The organism is Arthrobacter zhangbolii (assembly GCF_022869865.1).
GTDB classification, from domain to species: Bacteria; Actinomycetota; Actinomycetes; order Actinomycetales; family Micrococcaceae; genus Arthrobacter_B; species Arthrobacter_B zhangbolii.
Genome location: NZ_CP094984.1, coordinates 1,674,471 through 1,691,846 on the forward strand (window position 1 = coordinate 1,674,471; position 17,376 = coordinate 1,691,846).

Genomic DNA, 17,376 nt, shown 5'->3' on the forward strand with positions numbered 1-17,376 from the left:
GTCGTTTAGTGTCTGCGTCGTTTAGTGTCTGGGGGCGACGGCGATAGTCTCGCCGTCGACAGCCCGGAAGGTCCCGTGCCGATTGGTGATGATGAGGTAGATGACCGCTGCCAGGATGGCTCCGACAAACCAGGAGAACCCGGCCACCAGGCTGAACGCGGGAACCAGCGCCAGGACCAGTGCGACGACGGCGGCCGGCGTGCCCGCGATGATCGCCTTGCGGTTTACCCCGCGGGTGTAGGCATAGTCGCCGTCGGGGGACTCCGAATAGAGATCGGGCATGTTTACCCTGCCCTTACGCACCAGCCAGTAGTCGGCCATAATGACACCGAACAGGGGGCCCAGCAGCGCGCCCAGTCCGCCCAGGAAGTACACAATCACCACGGGGGAGTTGTACAGGTTCCACGGCAGGATGATCAGCCCGATGACTGCCGACACCAGGGCGGCCCGGCGGAAGTTCAGCCGGCGCGGGAAGAGGTTGGCCAGGGTATAGATGGGGGCGACGAAGTTGGCCATCAGGTTCACCGCGATGGTCAGGATGATCAGTGCAAGGGCCGCAAGCACCAGCAGGAACGTGTTGGGGATGGTGTTCACAATGTCGGTGGGGGATTCGATGATGGTCCCGTCGATCCGGTATTGGGCACCGGCCAGGACAATTACGATGACGGCAAAAAAGAGCATGTTGATCGGGATGCCGAAGAAGTTGCCGCGCACCACCGAGCGTTCGGAAGGGGCGCCGCGGGTGAAGTCGCAGAAGTTCAGGACAAAGGTTCCGTAAATAACCACCCACAAAGCTGCCGACTGGAAAATCCGGACCCACATTTCGCCGCCGGTCAGGGACTCGGTGGTGGACCAGGCGATGGACCCGCCGGCTTCCACGAACATCCAGATGGCCAGGGCCAGCATGGTGACCAGGATGATCGGCCCGGCAAATGCTTCATACTTGCGGATCATTTCCATCCCGAAACTGACAATGATCACCTGCACCACCCACAGGGCCACAAAGGAGATCCAGCCCAGCGTGGAGAGTCCCAGGAAGGAATTGGTGTCCAGCGGCGCCAGGTTCGGGGCCAGCGCGAGGATCAGCACGCGCAGCACCACGGACGCCAGGTAGGTCTGGATGCCGAACCAGGCAATGGCGACGGCGCCGCGGATAACTGCGGGAATCTGGGCTCCCTTCACCCCGAAGGCAATCCGGCTGATGACCGGGAAGGGGGCGCCGGTGCGCTCACCCATAAAACCGGAGAGGTTCAGCAGCAGGAACAACAGCACTGCCCCAAGCGCAAAGGCCAGCAGGATCTGCCAGGCGCCCAGGCCCAGGGCGAACAGCCCGATGGCGAACGCGTAGTTGCCCAGCGAGTGCACGTCATTGGCCCAGAGGGTAAAGATGCTGTAGGCGTGCCAGGTCCGTCCCTTTCTGGTGGTGGGTGCCAGATCCGCGTTGTAGAGCTTCGGGCTGACCCCCGGCGGCAACGGGACCGGCTCCGGTTTTGTTCCCGTCAGGGAAGCCACGGCCGGGTCCCCCACGCCTCCCGGCTCGGGGTCCACCAGATGCGGGGGCACGCGCTTTGCGCGTTCGCTGCGGGCATTGTGAGACATTTTCGGGCCTTCCTGCGGGCGGTAATCCGGAACAGTCCAGCCAGCATAGTGTGATGCCCGTCATATTTAGTTTTGTGTAACGGCACGCCGTTAGGCTGATGCCGTCCGCCCCTTTAAAAGGAGACTGATCCGCCGTGACCGACCGGTTCCGTGTAGTGCCAGCCAGCTATCTGATTCTTCCGCGGGGGGATCGGATCCTGCTGCAGCTCCGGCAGGGCACCGGATACATGGACGGCTATTGGGCAACCGCCGCTGCCGGGCATGTGGAAGCGGGGGAGTCCGCGGCAGCCGCCGCAGCCCGGGAGGCGCGCGAGGAGTTGGGCATCTCCGTAGCGCCCGACGACGTCGTGCCACTCACTGCCATGCACCGCACCAACGGAGGCGGTCAGGCTGTGGACGAACGGGTGGACTTCTTCTTCACCTGCACCCGCTGGAGCGGTGAACCGCGCATCATGGAGCCCGGCAAGGCGGCGAAGCTGGAGTGGTTTGCCCTCGACGACCTGCCCGCCGCCGTCGTTCCCCACGAACGTTTTGTCCTGGAGCGGCTGCGCGCGGACGTGCCGCCGGTTGTCACCTTCGGGTTCGAGCCCGCATGATCACCAGTGCCGGCATCCTGCTGTACCGGCGGCGGCAGGATGGCCTGCAGGTCTGGATAGGTCACATGGGCGGACCGTTCTGGGCCCGGAAGGATACGCATGCCTGGTCTATCCCCAAGGGTGAATACCTGCCGGAGGAGGATCCCCTGACCGCAGCGCTTAGGGAATTCAGTGAGGAAATGGGCACGCCCGCTCCCGCCGCGGAGTATGAACTGCTGGGCAGTTTCCGCCAGTCCGCGAAAAAGGCCATCACGGTTTTCACTGCTGAATCGGACTTTGATCCGGAGCGGATAGCGAGCAATACCTTCGCCCTGGAATGGCCGAAAGGCTCGGGCCGGATCCGTGAGTACCCCGAGATTGACGACGCCAGCTGGTTTTCCCCTGCGGTGGCGCGCACCAAACTGGTCAAAGGCCAGATCCAGGTGCTCGAGGCCCTTCTGCAGCGGCTGGTGGAGCAGGAACCGTAGAGGGCGTGACGCGCGTTAGCCGGCGAGTCCCCGCGCATAGGTACGCAGGGCGTCCCGGACATACCGGGCGCCGTCTGCAAATTCGCGGGTGTAGTGGACCGCGAACCGCTCGTCAGCGGCGTACATGTCCGCCAGCCCTTCGAGCATTCGCGGGTCGGCCTGCCGCTTGCCGGAGCCAGCGGCAATCCAGGCCGCGTGCCGCTGCGCTAGCTCCTGCACCTGGGGGCTGTCCGGTGCCAGTCCCTGGCGCTGGGCTGTGTCCCAGGCGTCCTGGAGCGCGGCGTGCTCGGCCTGGAAGCCTTGTTTCCGCGCCTCATCGAGCGAAGCCCACCAGCGATCCGATGCGGCATAGGCATCCGGGCCCCAGCGTTCCTCCACCTCCTCCCGATACTGCGTGTGGTCAAAACCTTCAAACATCTTCTCTGCCATGATGTCCTCTCCTTTTTGGAGTGCTGCCAGCGTGGAGCGGACAGCGTTGATTTGTGTCTGCAGCCGGTCCCGTTCAGCCTGCAGATGGCGCAGGTGCCGGGTCAGGGCCGCTGAGTCGTCCTGTTCACCGTCAAGGATCTTCCTGATCTGCGGCAATGACAGGCCGAGGTCGCGTAGCAGCAGAATGCGCTGCAACCGCACCAGGGCGTCCCGGCCATACCGGCGGTACCCGTTGCTTCCCACACGCGTGGGTGGCAGCAGCCCGATGCTGTCGTAATGGCGCAGCGTGCGGGACGTAGTCCCGACCAGCTTCGCCACCTCCTTGATGGACCAGTCCATGCGTTTCCTTTCCATGCCCCTCCAGCCTAGAACTTGACGCAACGTCAAGGTCAAACGACCGCCGGCAGGCGCCCCGATCGAGCCGGGGATAGGCTGGATAGGTAAGCAGAAGCGCACCCATGGAGGGAGTATTTCCATGAAGGCATGGCAGTTTACCGGGACCAACAAGCCGCTGGAACTCAACGAGGTTCCTGAGCCGCACGCCGGGCCAGGGCAGGTTGTGGTGGAGGTAAAAGCGGCAGGAGTCTGCCACTCAGATGTGACTGCACTGGATGATCCGGGCTGGATGCCGTTGTTCTTCCAGCTGCCCCGCACCATGGGCCATGAGAATGCCGGCGTGATTGTCGAAGTCGGCGAGGGCATGGAGCACTGGAAGGTCGGGGACCGGGTAGGCCTGGCACCGGTGATGAGCGACGGAGATGCCCTCGGCTACGGAAAGTGGGACGGCGGCTTCGGTCCGAAGCTGCTCGCCACGGACGACAACCTGGTCAAACTCCCGGATGAAGTCCCCTTTGACCTGGCCGCCATGGCCACCGACGCCGGACTTACCGCCTACCACGCCATCATGGCCGTAGGCGGAGCGAAGGCCGGAATGAAGGTGGGCGTGATTGGCCTGGGCGGTCTGGGATACATCGGCGCCCGGGTGGCAGTGCTGGCCGGTGCCGAGGTCTACGGCGCCGACATCAACCCGCAAACCCGCGACCTGGCCGAGGAGATTGGGCTGGCCGGCGTTGCCGAATCGATTACCGAGTTCAAGGACAAAAACCTGGACCTGATCGTGGATTATGCCGGTTTTGGCAGCACGACGGCTGGGGCGGTGGAGACGCTGGCGGAGTACGGCACCCTGGTGCAGGTGGGAATGGGCAGGCTGGAAGCGAACATCAGCACCTATCCGCTCATCATCAACCAGCTCACCATCAAGGGCTCCAAGTCCGGCACCAAGGAGGACCTCGAAGCGCTGTACGAGCTGATGAAGTCCGGGAAACTGAACCCGCCGATGAACATCATTGAGCAGAAGGACATTCCCGACGCGATCGACAAGCTGCGGGCCGGCGGAGTAGTCGGCCGCTTCATCGCCAAGTACTAGGGCTGTCCGCTCCGGGCCGCCCGGCAGGAATTCGGCCTCCCGCCGGGCCGGGCGGCCCCGGACCGTATCCGCGGAACAGGGCAGCGGGCTAGCCTCGAACGGTAAGGGCGAGAAGGTGCGTCCACAGTACAGCCCGGCTGCTTCGGAGGTATCCGCATGCCCGCACATTCAGCGCAACCGGATCAGTCCGGAACCCCTTCGCCGCAGACCCGCCGGGGTGCGGCGCCGTCCACGGCAGGGGTGTACCTCTCACCGCGTATGTGGCTGCTGCCGCTGCTGGTCCTCCTGCTGCTCGGCGGGGCGGGCACCGCCCTGTATATCGGCGGCCTGGGCAGCCCGGGAAACCACCTCAAACACTTCCCCGTTGCCGTCGTGAACCAGGACAGCGGGACGCAGACGCCTGCCGGCAGCGAGAACCTGGGGCAGAACATTACCGACGAAATGGTGAAGGGGTTCAGCAGCAACGACGAGATTGACCTGCGGGTCCTGTCCTGGGAAGAGGCGCAGGAGCAAATGGGCAAGGGGCAGATCCACGGTGCGGTGGTAATCCCGGAATCCTTCTCCGCAAATGCCACCGCACTGGTCAGCGGCTCACTCAGCGACACGCAGGTCACGCGGCCGGACATCACCGTCTACACCAACCCCCTGGCAGGACCGCTGGCAAGCAGCCTCGCCACCTCTGCCCTGGACCCGGCCGTGGAACAGGCCAACAAGGCCCTGGGCGAACAGCTGACCGCTTCGGCACGCGAAGCCCAGGGACAGGCACAGGCAGAACTCCAGGGCGAGCTGGCACGGCTGGGAGCGGACCTGCCGCCCCAGCTGCAGCAGCAGGTGGCGCCGAAGGTTGACGGTACGTCCTCCGACCTGCTGGCGGAGCCCATTTCCGTTACCCGGGACGTTTACAACCCGCCGCCGGAAGGGGCGGCCCTGGGCATGGGCGCCTTCTTCTACTCCGTGCTCCTGATGGTCGTGGGACTGAGCGGTACCGTGGCCATCCACTTCCTGGTGGACGCCCGGCTGGGGGTGGCGCCGGTGGAACTTGGGCCCCGCTTCTCCCTGGGCCCGCCACTGCAGCCCGCCCGCTGGAAGACCTATCTGCTCAAATGGGGCCTGGTGGTCCTGGGCGGGCTGCCCACCGCCGGCCTGATGATGTGGGTGGCCTCCGCCGTCGGCATGCCGATACCGAACGGCGGCTGGTTCTTCCTCACCACGTGGCTGTCCATTGTCACCGTGTCGGCGGTAACCATGGCCCTGATTACGCTCTTTGGCAGCGCCGGGATGATCCTGTCCCTGATCTACGTGGTGTTTATGGGCCTGCCTGCGGCCAGCGGCGTGGTGCCGCTGGAGGCGCTGCCCGGATTCTTCACGTTCATTGCCCGCGGCGAACCGCTGTACCAGATGACCATGGCCAACCGGGCGGTGCTCTATTTCAACGCCGACGCCGACGCCGGGGTGCAGAGCGGGGTGATCGGCATGCTCGTCATCATGGTGATTGCCGTGGCCCTGGCGATGATCTTCGCCGCTGTCTATGACCGGATGTTCGGATACAGGGCACTGCGGGCAGCTGCCCCCGCCTAGGGGCAGGGCGCATTACTGACGGCGTGCCGCCGGCCGCGCCCGCAGGTGGGCCCGCTCGCCCTGTGGTCCGAACTGGAGGCGACGCTCTAAGCGGGCAGCTGCTCAGAGCAGGTAGACCGAGGACGGCTGGGCCAGGAAGTCCCCGGGGTGGGTGACCGGGGCGGCCAGCATCCCGGCGCAGGCGTCAATCAGGAAATAGCCGACGCCGGTCCAGTTGGGCTCTTCGACGCCGTCCTGGACGCGCGCTTCATAATCCGCGCAGACACTGAGGACCATGCCGCCGAGGATGGAGGAACGGCCGTACAGCACCGAGGGAGTGACGTTGCCCGCGGCAGCGTGGGTGCGGCGGACGAGTTCCTCCATGGCGGGGCTGGCCGCCGCGGCGTCGGTACTGACCGCGTGCACCGAAGGGACGTTTCTGATCTGGGATACAAAGCGTGCCCGCCAGCTCGGCACGGGCAGCGATGCCAGGTGCTCCACCCACGGAAGGATCATGGCCGCCAGCAGGTCCGGGAGGGCGGCATCCGCCGGCAGGGAACGAAGCAATTCGGTTCGACGGCGGTTGGTTTCCTGCAGATGGCGCGTCGAAAGGATCCGCAGCAACTCGTCGCGGCTGCCGAAGTGGTAGGCGACAGCGGAGTGGTTGGCGGTGCCCGCATGCTCGGCGACCCGGCGGTTGGAGACGGCATCGATCCCGTTGACGGCGAACAGTTCCTCGGCGGCATCCAGCAGTGCCCCGCGCGCCTTTTCCCCATGCTGTCCCATGGCTGAACACTCTCCTTTGAACGTCATTGCGGGCTTCGATTATCCAATTTACGCCACATGGCGTAATTTTGACGAGTCGGTCCCACTGGCCGGCCCGGGCCGCACCGGCCTGCGCCCTCGCACCGCCGTCCTTGATTCAACAGGAGCACGTTCTTGACCAATTTGTCCCCCACATCCACCGATTCACCGCCGGAGACTGAGCCGGCAACTGAACCGGAACCAACGGACCGGGATTCCGCCGCCGCCGTGAAACGGGCCAAGGCGGAAAAGATCGGGCGCTATGTCGCCATGTTCCTAATGCCGCTGCTGATGGTTTCCATGCTGGTGGGCGGATACCTGGCCGCCATGCATTCTCCGGAGCCGAACAACATGCCCGTTGCCGTCAGCGGCTCGGCGCAGCAGGCGGATTCCTTCGCCGGGGCACTGACCTCCGCCAATCCCGACGCCGTTGATGTCAGGAGGGTGGACTCCGCGGAGGAGGCCCGACAGCTGGTGCTGGACCGCGAGGTTTCCGGTGCCGTTGACCTGGCCGGTGAAACTGCCACTGTCTACACCGCCGGGGCGGCCGGCGCCTCCCAAAGTGGGACCGTCACTGCACTGCTGGCTCCCCAGGTGCTTGCACAGGGACTGTCCCTGGCGACGGAGGACCTGGCACCCCTGCCGGAGAATGACATGGCCGGACTGGGTGCGATGTTTATGACCACCGCCCTGATGCTGGCGGGGTACATGCCTCTGAGCCTGGTGCTGTCCAACTCGCCCGAGTTGCTGCGTTTCCGCCGGTTCGTCCCGCTGCTGGCGGGCTGGTCCGCACTGATTGCGGCACTGGTGTGGACCGTCGTCGGACCCATCATGGGCGTGGTGGAAGGCCATACGGCTGCTGTCCTGGGCATTTGCTGGCTCTCAGTGTTCGCCGTGGGCAGCGTCCAGCTGTTCCTCACCCGCATCCTGGGACCCATGGCGGTGCTTGCCGGCATGCTGTTCCTGATGGTGCTGGGTGTGCCCGCCTCGAATATGAGCATGTCGGTGCACACCATGCCCGCGCTCTACCCCTTCCTGCACAGCTTCCTGCCGGCGGCCGCGACCGGCGAATCGCTGCGCTCGGTGCTCTACTTCGACGGGGACGGCGCAGGCCGGCACCTGCTGGTGCTGGCCATCGGCACTGCGGTCTCACTGCTGCTGACCCTGGCACTGGATGCCCTGAAGCGCCGGCGAACACCGGACGCCAAGCCGCTGCCCGTCAACGTTGCCTCGCTGCACGGCGGACCGCGGCCGAAAAACCGCGTCTGGCGCTACCTCACCCTGGCCTTCTTCCCGCTGGCCATGGTCTCCATGATGCTGACCATGATGCTGGGCGCAATGTACCAGCCCGCACCGCGGGATATGCCGGTTGCCGTCGTGGGGGCAACCACGCAGCAGGCCGAACAGGCCGTAGCCGGACTGGAAGAGAACATGTCCGGACTCTTTGATCTGCGGGCACTTGATTCCGCCGATGAAGCACGGGAGCAGGTGCGGGACCGGGAGATCACCGCAGCGTACGTACTGCCGTCCGCGGAGAACCCCGCGGCCACTCTCTATACAAACCAGGCTGCGGGCGTCAGTGCCCAGCAGGTGGTCAGCCAGATCTTCGCCCAGGTTTCCGCGGGTCAGCAGATGCAGCTGGCCACGGAGGAGATTGCTCCGCTGCCGGGTCAAGACTCCATGGGCATGGCCACCATGTACCTGGCCATGGGCTGGATCATGGCCGGCTTCATGATCATTGTGGTGGGGGCAACCGCGCAGCCCGCGAGCCGGCCGCTTCGCCGGCTCCTGCCTGTCGTGGCCGGCTGGTCCGTAGGTTTCTCGGCGTTCCTCTGGGTCATTGTGGACGTTTTTGTGGGCGCCATCGATGGCCATTTCCTCGCACTTTGGGGCGTGGGCGCCGTCGCCATCTTCTGCGTGGCCATGTTCACCACGGTCTTTGAACGCCTGATCGGGATGCTGGCCATCCTGCCGGTCATCGGCATCCTGATGTTCCTGGGCGTCCCGGCCTCGGGTGCGGCCATGTCCATTTACATGGAACCGGAGATCTTCCGCTTCCTGCACGGCATCCTGCCGATGCCGGCCGCAGTGGAGTCCATCCGCTCCATCCTGTACTTCGGCGGAGACACCGTGGGCTCACACCTGCTGACCCTGGGCATCTGGGGCGCCGCCTCCCTCGTGGTGGTGATGATCATTGACCGGATCAAGCCGCCGAAGGATGAAGCCTGGCCGGTGGATGAGGCACCTGTTCCGGAGCCAGCGCCCGCCGAAGCCGCGCCGGACCGCGAGCCCGCCACCGTCTAGGGAAACCGCGCCGTCGGATAGGACCCGCTGCACCTGCAGCGGGTCCTATCCGATTAATTGCACGCTGCTGTGGGAAAGTTGCTGGGGGAGGAATTGTCATGCCGCGCCAGTACGTCACTACGCACATAGCCTTGATTGGCTGCGTATGTCTCGCCCTCCTGATGTTCCTGCCGCCGGCCGGCACGGAACCGGGAGCACCGGCCACCGGACCGGGCCTGGACTTCGACTCGCCCGCCAGCATCAGCGTTCTCGTCAACAAGGACCGTCAGCTCAGCGACCCAGGTTTCCGGCCTCCGGACCTTGCCGACGTCCACGGAGTGCAGCTGCGCCGCGACGCCGCGGAAGCGTACAGCCGAATGTCCGCCGACGCCGCGGCAGGCGGCTCCCCGCTAAGGGCGGTCAGCGGATTCCGGTCCGCTGAGGCACAGGCGGAGCTGCATGCCGCCTACATCCGCAACCAGGGCCGGCATGCGGCCGAAGCAATCTCCGCCCGGCCCGGCCACAGCGAACACCAGACCGGACTCGCCGTGGACATCGGCAACCCGGACGCCGCCTGTTCCCTGCAGGCCTGCTTCAAGCACACGCCCGCCGGGGCCTGGACGGCAGCCAATGCGCACCGGTACGGCTTCATCATCCGCTATCCGGAAGGCAAGGAGCTGACCACCGGGTACAGCTACGAGCCCTGGCACCTGCGCTATGTGGGGGCAGACCTTGCCGCCAGGCTCCACCGCGAGGGAATCACGCTCGAGGAATACGCCGGGCTGACGCAATAACCCGCCCGGGACCCTGTCACAAATCGGTTCCCCGCGGTGTCTTATGTTCACGACCGGTGCTCCAGCGACGCACCGGGCCCGGACAGACAGACAAGGAGCACCCCATGGACACCACGGCAGTTATCCTGGGCGGCGGATATGCAGGAGTCATGGCGGCCAACCGGCTGGCGGCCAGTGGACGGAGCGGACTGGAGGTAGTCCTCGTGACTCCCGGTCCCCGGTTCGTGGAAAGGATCCGGCTGCACGAATACACTGCCGGTACACGCGCGGATGCCACCGTGGATTATGGCTCCGTCCTGCACCCGGGGGTGCACCTGGTCCGGGATGCGGCAGCCGGGATCCTGCCGGACATGCGCACCGTCCGGCTCGCCGCCGGCGGTGACCTTGCCTATGACTATCTGGTGTACGCCGTGGGATCAGCGGCAGCCGCAGCCCCTGGCGGTGCCCTGCGGATTGAACATCTGGAGGGGGCCGCCGGCGCCCGCCGCGAACTGTCGGCACTGCCCGCCGGCGGCCGGGTGGCAGTGGTGGGCGGAGGCTTCACCGCCGTCGAAACCGCGGCGGAGACTGCGGGGGCCTTCCCGCACCTGAGCGTGGCTCTGCACAGCGCCTCGGACGTGGCCCGGACCCTGGGAATACCGGCCCGCAGGGCCCTGGTGAAGCGCCTCGGAAAAGCCGGGGTGCAGCTGCACACCGGGAGTTCCGTTGCCACCGACGGCGACGTCCGGCGGAACCTGGCCGCCGACGTCGTGCTGTGGTGTGCCGGTTTTGCCGTTCCGCAGCTCGCCGCCAAGGCCGGGCTGGCCGTGGACGGCAGCGGCAGGCTGTGCCTGGAACCCACCCTGCAGGCGCAGGGGCGCGAACGCATCTACGGTGCCGGTGACGCAGCCGTGATTGCCGGCCCGGACTATGCGTACCTGCGGATGTGCTGTGCCGCCGCTTTGCCGATGGGTGCTGACGCGGCAGGGAACATTCTGCGCGCCGTGGACGGAATGCCGGGGGTGCGGCATAACAGCGGATTCCGAGGGGTGTGCATTAGTCTGGGCCGCAGCGACGCGGTGGTCCAGTTCCTTGCTGCCGACGATTCGCCTGCCCGGCTGCACCTGCACGGCAGGACGGCGGCAGTGCAGAAGGAAATCATCTGCCGCATGACGCTGCGGTGGATCCGCGGCGAAGCCAAACGAAGTGGGGCATATACATGGCCGACGGGACCGAAGGTGCCAACGACGACGCCGGCGGCGCGGTCCGTTCACCTCATGGAGTGAGCGCCAGCCCGGACCGTGATGCCCAGTTCCTGGCACACCGCAGGCTGGTGTTCACCATTGCCTATGACGTACTGGGAAGCGTGGCAGACGCCGAGGACGTGGTGCAGGAAACCTACCTTCGCTGGCGGGAAGTGCAGGCTCCCGTGGCCGATCCGCGCGCCTACCTGGCACGGATCGCGTCCCGGCAGGCACTGAATGTTCTCCGGGCTTCCGGCCGGCGGCGTGAGGACTATCCCGGCGAATGGCTGCCGGAGCCGCTGCCCACCGGTGAGGACGCGCACCCTGCGGACCCCGAGGCGGCTGTGCTGACGGCGGGGGAAGTGTCCACTGCGATGCTGGTGCTGCTGCAGACCCTCACGGGGCCGGAACGGGTTGCCTTTCTGCTGCATGAGGTATTCGACTTCGGCTATGCGGAGATTGCCGCCGTCCTTGATGCCGGTCAACCCGCGGTGCGGCAGATGCTGCACCGCGCACGTTCCCGGGTGCGGTCCGGCACACCACGGGCCGGTGCGGATACCGGTGAACACCGTGCAGCGGTGGAACGTTTCCTTCGGGCCGCCATGACCGGGCAGGTCCAGTCGCTGGTTGATCTGCTGGCGCCGGGAGTGGTGCTGGTATCCGACGGCGGCGGCAAGGCGAGTGCTGCACTGCGCCCCGTCCACGGCCCGGAGAAGGTGGCACGGCTGATGCTGGGGCTGGCGGACAAGTACGGCGACGGGGCGGTGCCCTTCTTCATGGAACTTAACGGCCTGCCCGCCGTCGCGTTCTGTGAGGAGGGCGCCGTGACCACGGTGTTCCAGCTGGAATTTTCGGCGGGCGGAAAAGTGCAGTCGGTATTCGCCGTCCGCAACCCGGAAAAGCTCCGGCGGATGCAGAAGGGCCCCGGAAAAAGTCACTTGCCATAATGGAAAATAAGATAGACACTTGCCGTTATGGAAAATGACTTTGATAAGCGCGCCGAAGAGGCCGCGGCCGGACTCCGGATGCTGAACGCTGACCGCAGCACCCTGGCCGGTGCCGTCCGGGTGCCGAGGGTGTTGCTTGCAGGGTACGGCGGCGTGGCTGCGTGGTACGTGGCCGCTGCGGCGGCGGCCAGTCCGGGAGCGGACTATGAGCCGTCCGGTTCCGCCTGGCTGGCGCTGGTGGCGGTGCTGATCATCACTTACCTGATCCAGCGCGAGACCGGAGTGAAGTTCCGCCGGATGGGGCGCCGGGCCATGGTGGCCGTAGCCGGCATCCTGGCGGGAAGCCTGGTGCTGTTCTCCATCTCGCTGGCCTTGGTTTCCCTCGGCATCGTGTGGGCAGTGGGGCTCACAAGCCTGGCGGCGTTCGTGCTGGCAACGTGGCTTTCCGGCGTCGCCTACCGAAGCGGCCTGGACGAGCTCCGTGCCTGACGCGCAGTTCAATGACCTGATCCATGCGCCCGTCCGGCTCCGGATCTGCGGACTGCTCAGGCCGGTTGAGCAGCTGGACTTCGCCGTCCTGCGCGACACCCTGGGGGTGGCGGATGCGGCGTTGTCCAAGCACCTGAAACTCTTGGCCGATGCAGGGTATGTCCGGCTGGTCAAACAGGCATCCGCGAACCGTGGGGACTCCCGGCGCCTGACCTGGGTGCGCCTTACCCCCACAGGTGCGGATGCCTTTGACGGCCACGTCCGCGCGCTGCGGGAGATAGCCGGGCAATAGCGGGCAGCCGGTGCGGCGCACAGGGCGCAGCCCAGGGCGGAGCCGGACCACGGGGGGCTATGGTGGAACCAACATCCAGGATCCCGGCAGGGCCCACCGAAAGCAGGCGTGCGTGAGTCGAAAAACCATTGTGATCACCGGCGCAAGCGACGGCATCGGTGCTGCCGCCGCCAAAGCGCTGGCCAGGGAACAGCAGCACGTAGTGGTGGTCGGCCGGTCAAGGGAAAAGACGGCGGCCGTGGCGGAGCAGACCGGAGGGGAGTACTTCCTTGCCGACTTCGCGGACCTGGACAGCGTGCGGAACCTGGCCTCGGAACTGCTGCAGCGGTACGAGCAGATAGATGTCCTGGCCAACAACGCAGGTGCGATCTTCGGCAAGGAACGCCAGGTCACGGATGACGGGCACGAAATGACGTTCCAGGTGAATTACCTGGCCCCGTTCCTGCTCACCCGGCTCCTGACTGACCGGCTGATCCGGTCCAAGGGCACGGTCATCAATACCTCCAGCGTCGCCAACCGCTACTTCGGCCACGTGGACCTTGACGACCTGGAGGAAGAGAAGGACTACAACCCCCGTAAGGCCTACGGCGACAGCAAGCTGGAGCAGATCCTTTTCACCGAGGAATTCGACCGGCGCTACCGTTCCCACGGGGCTACCTCCACCGCCTTCCACCCCGGCGTCATCGGCTCCAGCTTCTCCAGCGCGGAAGGGTCGGCCATGCGCTCCCTCTACCAGGCGCCGCTGGTGCGCCGGCTGCTGCCGACCCCGGAAAAGGGTGCGCGCACCCTGCTGTTCCTGGCACGCGGTACACCGGGGGAGGATTACCCCACCGGAAAGTACTTTGAGCGATGCAAGGTGGCCCGGCCCAACAAACAGGCCGGTGACGCAGCACTGGCTCTGGGGCTGTGGAACCGTTCCGTTGCCATGCTGGATTCCTGAGTCCCTACCCGCGCCGCAGCACGAAAAAGTACGGCGCCCGGGTGCCGCGCAGGTCCATGCACCCCAGGACAGTGTTTGCGTCCACCCGTCGGAAGACGTCATTGGCCGGCAGGGAATCATAAATCATGGTGGCCGACGACACGCCGCGGTACTCGGTCATTCGTAGGCGGGCCCGGGCGTGCCGGGTCCGGAGCAGCCGCAGCAGCGGCCGGATGCGGTGTAACAGGCCGGAGCGGCGCAGGGCAGGTGCCAGCCTCAGGACGGCCCGGAGCGGAACCGGGGCTGGATTCACGGCAAAGAGGCCGACGGCGGAGGAGAAGACCAGCGGGAAAACGTCCTCCGGCCCGTCAAAGCGTTTTCCGTGCCAGCCCAGCGGTTCCAGCAGGCCGTCGAGGGGGTGGCCCGTGGGAATACCGGCACCCCTCCACGATCCGGACATTTCGGATACCGTCACCGGTGGCAGGGCATCGAAGAAGGCGAGGATCGCGCCGGGGTCCGCCCCGGTCTGCAGCTCCCGCAGCCGCCGGGCGGTCTGGGGATCTCTTTCCATGGGTCCTGCCTTTCCTTCTCCGACCACCGCCGGACCTAGGAGGATGCCAGCCGCCGCGCGGAGTTTTCATCCAGGATCAGGTCCGTCACCAGCCCTGCATGCAACGCGCCCAGCAGGCTGGTGGTTTTGGTTTCGCCGGCCACCACGCAGATCCGCCGCGGCACCTGGCGGAGGGTCGAAAGATCGGGGCCGGTGCTGCGGCTGTTGAGCCGGATGCCGTCCCAGGTGCCGTCCGCCCGGTAGAACATGGTGGCAACGTCACCCACCACGCCTTCGGCCATCAGGTCATTGAGGTCCTCGTCATCCAGGTAGGACCCGTTGTACACGTGGCTGGGCACGCCTGCTTCCATGGAACCGACACCGAAGATGGCCGTATTCATCCGGGCCTGCAGGTCCAGCACACGTTTCACCGGCCGCTCACGCCACATGGCGTCCTTCGTTTCGGCATGATCGAAAAACGCGGGGACAGGGAACTGCACCACCCGCGCACCATATGCGTGGCCGAAGCGCTGCAGGATTTCACTGGCGTAGGTGATGCCCGAGGTGCGGAAGTTCCCCGCACCGTTCATCTGCACAATAGTGCTGTCATGCGTGCTCTTGACCGGCAGATGCTGGCTCACGGCCGTGAGGGTTGAGCCCCAGGCCACGCCCACAATCGCATCCGAATCGATGAGCGGGCTGATCAGGTGCGCTGCCTGCACGGCTACCCGCTGCAATGCCTGCGCCGCGGAAACGGTCTCGGCCACCGGAACCACGTGCGCCTGGACGCCGAAGCGGGAGCTGATCTGCCGTTCGAGCGCCGGCGCCCGGTCCGAGGGGCTGCGGATCTCAATCCGCACCAGCCCCGTGCTCCTGGCGTGGGCCAGCAGACGGGACACCGTGGAGCGCGAAACCCGCAGTTCGCGGGCGATCGCCTCCATGGTCAGGTTCTGCAGGTAATACATTTGGGCGGCCCGCAGGGCGTCCCGGTCCCTGCCCTCCTTCTCCGTGGCGGGAACACCGCCATTAGCCTCCCGTGGAGGGATGGTGAGACCAACGTTCACTTGCTGACCACCGACACCGCTAGGTTTTCCATAAATCCATTATCGCAGGGTGCACGTTTGTGCATTGGTTCGATGCGGCGGGCCGCGGACTCTGAACATTGTGGGATATGGCAAAGCCGCCACAGAAGCGTTTGGAGATATCGTGGACAATTCCGTGAACCCCAGTAGTACAGACAAGACCGCCGCAGTCCGGACCCGTCCGGTTGTACAGCAGCTGAAGGACCGTCCCCGGGCCTCGGTGCTTATTGTCGGCGGCGGCATTAACGGTGTAGGCACCTTCCGCGATCTCTCGCTGCAGGGTGTGGACGTTGCCCTCGTTGAGCGCGGCGACTACTGCCAGGGTGCCTCCGGCGCCTCCTCGCACATGATCCACGGCGGCATCCGCTACCTGGAGAACGGCGAGTTCCGCCTGGTGCACGAGTCCGTCGTCGAGCGCAACGCGCTGCTGCGCCTGGCCCCGCACTATGTCAAGCCGCTGCAGACCACCATCCCCATCACCACCACATTCTCGGGTATCACCGCCGCGCCGCTGCGTTTCCTGACGCACAAGCAGGGCAAGCACACCGAGCGCGGTGCCGTGCTGATCAAGGCCGGCCTGCTGATGTACGACTTCTTCTCCCGCGGCGGCCGCGTGGCCCCCAAGCACAACTTCGTGGGCAAAAAGAAGTCCCTGCAGGAACTTCCCCTGCTGCGCCCGGACGTCAAGTACACGGCCACCTACTTTGACGCCTCGGTACACAACCCCGAGCGCCTGACCCTGGACGTGCTGCGTGACGGCCTCGAGGCCAACCCGCAGTCCCGTGCCAGCAACTACGTCAGCGCCGTGGGCACCACCGACGCCGGCACGCTGCTGCGCGATGAACTCACCGGCGAGGAATTCACCTTCGACGCCGATGTGGTCATCAACGCCACGGGCGCCTGGGTCGACGAGACCAACGACTCCTTCGGCAAGCGCACCTCCTTCATGGGCGGCACCAAGGGTTCGCACATTGTTCTGGACCACCCGGAACTGCTGGAAGCATGCAACGGCCGGGAAATGTTCTTTGAGCACACCGACGGCCGCATTGTCCTGATCTACCCGATGGGTGACCGCGTCCTGGTGGGCACTACGGACATTGACGCCGACATCCGCGAGGACTCGGTCTGCACCGACGAGGAAGTCGAGTACTTCTTCGAGCTCATTGCCCACGTCTTCCCGAGTGTTGACGTGCGCCGCGACCACATTGTCTACACCTTCTCCGGCGTCCGCCCGCTGCCCAAGCATGACGACACGCAGCCGGGCTTCGTGTCCCGCGACTACCGCATCGAAAAGCGCATGGACAACCGCGGCGGCCGGAACGTCACCACGCTGTCCCTGGTGGGCGGCAAGTGGACCACGTTCCGTGCGCTGTCCGAAAACCTCGCCACGGCGGCCATGACGGCCCTCGGCATGCCGCGCAAGACAGCTACCGCCGAACTCCAGATTGGCGGCGGCAAGGACTTCCCGCGCACCGAGGCCGAAGAGCGCCTGTGGGTGAACCGGACCGCCAACGAGGTAGCCGACCGTGACCGTGTCCGCGTCCTGCTGACCCGCTACGGCACCCGTGCCACTGACGTGATGGAGTTCCTGGCCCAGGGCGGAGACCAGCTGCTGGCGTCCACCCCCGAGCTGAGCACCCGCGAGCTCGAGTACATGGTGGAGCACGAGCAGATCACCCGCCTGTCCGACGTCCTGATCCGCCGCACCTCGCTGGCCTTCCGTGGCCTGGTGTCCGAGGAAATGCTCACCGAGATGGCGGACCTGCTGGCTCCGCAGCTCGGCTGGGACGATGCCGAAGCCAAGCAGCAGGTGAAGGCCACCCGTGAGCTGCTGGTCACCAAGCACGGGATGAAGATTCCGGCCATGGCTTCCTAGCCGGCAACAGTACAAATAGCAGAGGGCGGGCGCCGGATCCGGT

The 17,376-nt window shown here is 65.9% G+C and carries 17 protein-coding genes; 12 read left to right on the forward strand and 5 right to left on the reverse strand.

The features are described from left to right. Positions 1-21: 21 nt before the first annotated feature. Complete coding sequence (locus MUK71_RS07800; protein ID WP_227927903.1) at positions 22-1,599, reverse strand: NCS1 family nucleobase:cation symporter-1; 1,578 nt, start codon at positions 1,597-1,599, stop codon at positions 22-24. Positions 1,600-1,733: 134 nt separating this feature from the next. Between MUK71_RS07800 and MUK71_RS07805 the strand changes: the two genes are divergently transcribed. Further along, the gene (locus MUK71_RS07805; RefSeq protein WP_227927902.1) at positions 1,734-2,195 is read left to right on the forward strand and encodes an NUDIX domain-containing protein; all 462 of its coding nucleotides are present in this window, start codon (positions 1,734-1,736) and stop codon (positions 2,193-2,195) included. Next, positions 2,192-2,662 carry an NUDIX hydrolase gene (locus MUK71_RS07810; protein WP_227927901.1) on the forward strand — a complete coding sequence of 157 codons (471 nt, stop codon included), beginning with the start codon at positions 2,192-2,194 and terminating at the stop codon, positions 2,660-2,662. Before MUK71_RS07805 ends, MUK71_RS07810 begins: the two co-directional genes overlap by 4 nt. Before the next feature lie 15 nt (positions 2,663-2,677). On the opposite strand, the gene MUK71_RS07815 is transcribed toward MUK71_RS07810, so the two are convergent. Further along, positions 2,678-3,445 carry a MerR family transcriptional regulator gene (locus tag MUK71_RS07815; RefSeq protein WP_227902069.1) on the reverse strand — a complete coding sequence of 256 codons (768 nt, stop codon included), beginning with the start codon at positions 3,443-3,445 and terminating at the stop codon, positions 2,678-2,680. Positions 3,446-3,566: 121 nt separating this feature from the next. Here MUK71_RS07815 and MUK71_RS07820 point away from each other — a divergent pair, with 121 nt between their 5' ends. Then, a complete protein-coding gene (locus tag MUK71_RS07820; RefSeq protein ID WP_227927899.1) occupies positions 3,567-4,517 on the forward strand; it encodes a zinc-binding dehydrogenase in 951 nt (316 codons plus the stop codon). 156 nt (positions 4,518-4,673) lie between these two features. Continuing rightward, complete coding sequence (locus MUK71_RS07825) at positions 4,674-6,095, forward strand: YhgE/Pip domain-containing protein (protein ID WP_227927898.1); 1,422 nt, start codon at positions 4,674-4,676, stop codon at positions 6,093-6,095. A 102-nt stretch (positions 6,096-6,197) separates the two neighbouring features. Here the strand turns inward: MUK71_RS07825 and MUK71_RS07830 are convergent, their stop codons facing one another. Next, positions 6,198-6,860: a TetR/AcrR family transcriptional regulator gene (locus MUK71_RS07830; protein WP_227927897.1), complete on the reverse strand. Its 663-nt coding sequence runs from the start codon at positions 6,858-6,860 to the stop codon at positions 6,198-6,200. 153 nt (positions 6,861-7,013) lie between these two features. On the opposite strand from MUK71_RS07830, the gene MUK71_RS07835 reads away from it, so the two are divergent. The 7 genes from MUK71_RS07835 to MUK71_RS07865 all read left to right on the forward strand — a co-directional run bounded on the left by MUK71_RS07835 (position 7,014) and on the right by MUK71_RS07865 (position 13,846). Continuing rightward, the gene (locus MUK71_RS07835) at positions 7,014-9,182 is read left to right on the forward strand and encodes an ABC transporter permease (protein WP_227927896.1); all 2,169 of its coding nucleotides are present in this window, start codon (positions 7,014-7,016) and stop codon (positions 9,180-9,182) included. Positions 9,183-9,343: 161 nt separating this feature from the next. Further along, positions 9,344-9,955, forward strand: coding sequence for a M15 family metallopeptidase (locus MUK71_RS07840; RefSeq protein WP_244802841.1), 612 nt, complete (start codon positions 9,344-9,346; stop codon positions 9,953-9,955). Between the two features lie 104 nt (positions 9,956-10,059). Beyond that, positions 10,060-11,220 (forward strand): NAD(P)/FAD-dependent oxidoreductase, encoded by a 1,161-nt coding sequence (locus MUK71_RS07845; RefSeq protein ID WP_227902063.1) that lies wholly within the window; start codon positions 10,060-10,062, stop codon positions 11,218-11,220. Continuing rightward, positions 11,154-12,125 (forward strand): RNA polymerase sigma factor SigJ, encoded by a 972-nt coding sequence (sigJ, locus tag MUK71_RS07850; RefSeq protein ID WP_227927895.1) that lies wholly within the window; start codon positions 11,154-11,156, stop codon positions 12,123-12,125. Before MUK71_RS07845 ends, sigJ begins: the two co-directional genes overlap by 67 nt. A 27-nt stretch (positions 12,126-12,152) precedes the next feature. Then, entirely contained in the window at positions 12,153-12,614 is a 462-nt protein-coding gene (locus tag MUK71_RS07855) for a hypothetical protein (protein ID WP_227902061.1), read from the forward strand. After that, positions 12,607-12,906 (forward strand): transcriptional regulator, encoded by a 300-nt coding sequence (locus MUK71_RS07860; protein ID WP_227927894.1) that lies wholly within the window; start codon positions 12,607-12,609, stop codon positions 12,904-12,906. The genes MUK71_RS07855 and MUK71_RS07860 overlap by 8 nt, the downstream gene beginning before the upstream one ends. 112 nt (positions 12,907-13,018) lie before the next feature. Continuing rightward, positions 13,019-13,846 (forward strand): SDR family NAD(P)-dependent oxidoreductase, encoded by an 828-nt coding sequence (locus MUK71_RS07865; RefSeq protein WP_227927893.1) that lies wholly within the window; start codon positions 13,019-13,021, stop codon positions 13,844-13,846. Between the two features lie 4 nt (positions 13,847-13,850). Here the strand turns inward: MUK71_RS07865 and MUK71_RS07870 are convergent, their stop codons facing one another. Both MUK71_RS07870 and MUK71_RS07875 read right to left on the reverse strand, forming a co-directional pair. Next, complete coding sequence (locus tag MUK71_RS07870) at positions 13,851-14,396, reverse strand: DUF4334 domain-containing protein (protein ID WP_227902058.1); 546 nt, start codon at positions 14,394-14,396, stop codon at positions 13,851-13,853. A gap of 35 nt (positions 14,397-14,431) precedes the next feature. Further along, positions 14,432-15,340 carry a sugar-binding transcriptional regulator gene (locus MUK71_RS07875; RefSeq protein ID WP_231709776.1) on the reverse strand — a complete coding sequence of 303 codons (909 nt, stop codon included), beginning with the start codon at positions 15,338-15,340 and terminating at the stop codon, positions 14,432-14,434. A gap of 241 nt (positions 15,341-15,581) precedes the next feature. Here MUK71_RS07875 and MUK71_RS07880 point away from each other — a divergent pair, with 241 nt between their 5' ends. Beyond that, positions 15,582-17,333, forward strand: coding sequence for a glycerol-3-phosphate dehydrogenase/oxidase (locus tag MUK71_RS07880; protein ID WP_423723414.1), 1,752 nt, complete (start codon positions 15,582-15,584; stop codon positions 17,331-17,333). Positions 17,334-17,376 lie beyond the last annotated feature (43 nt).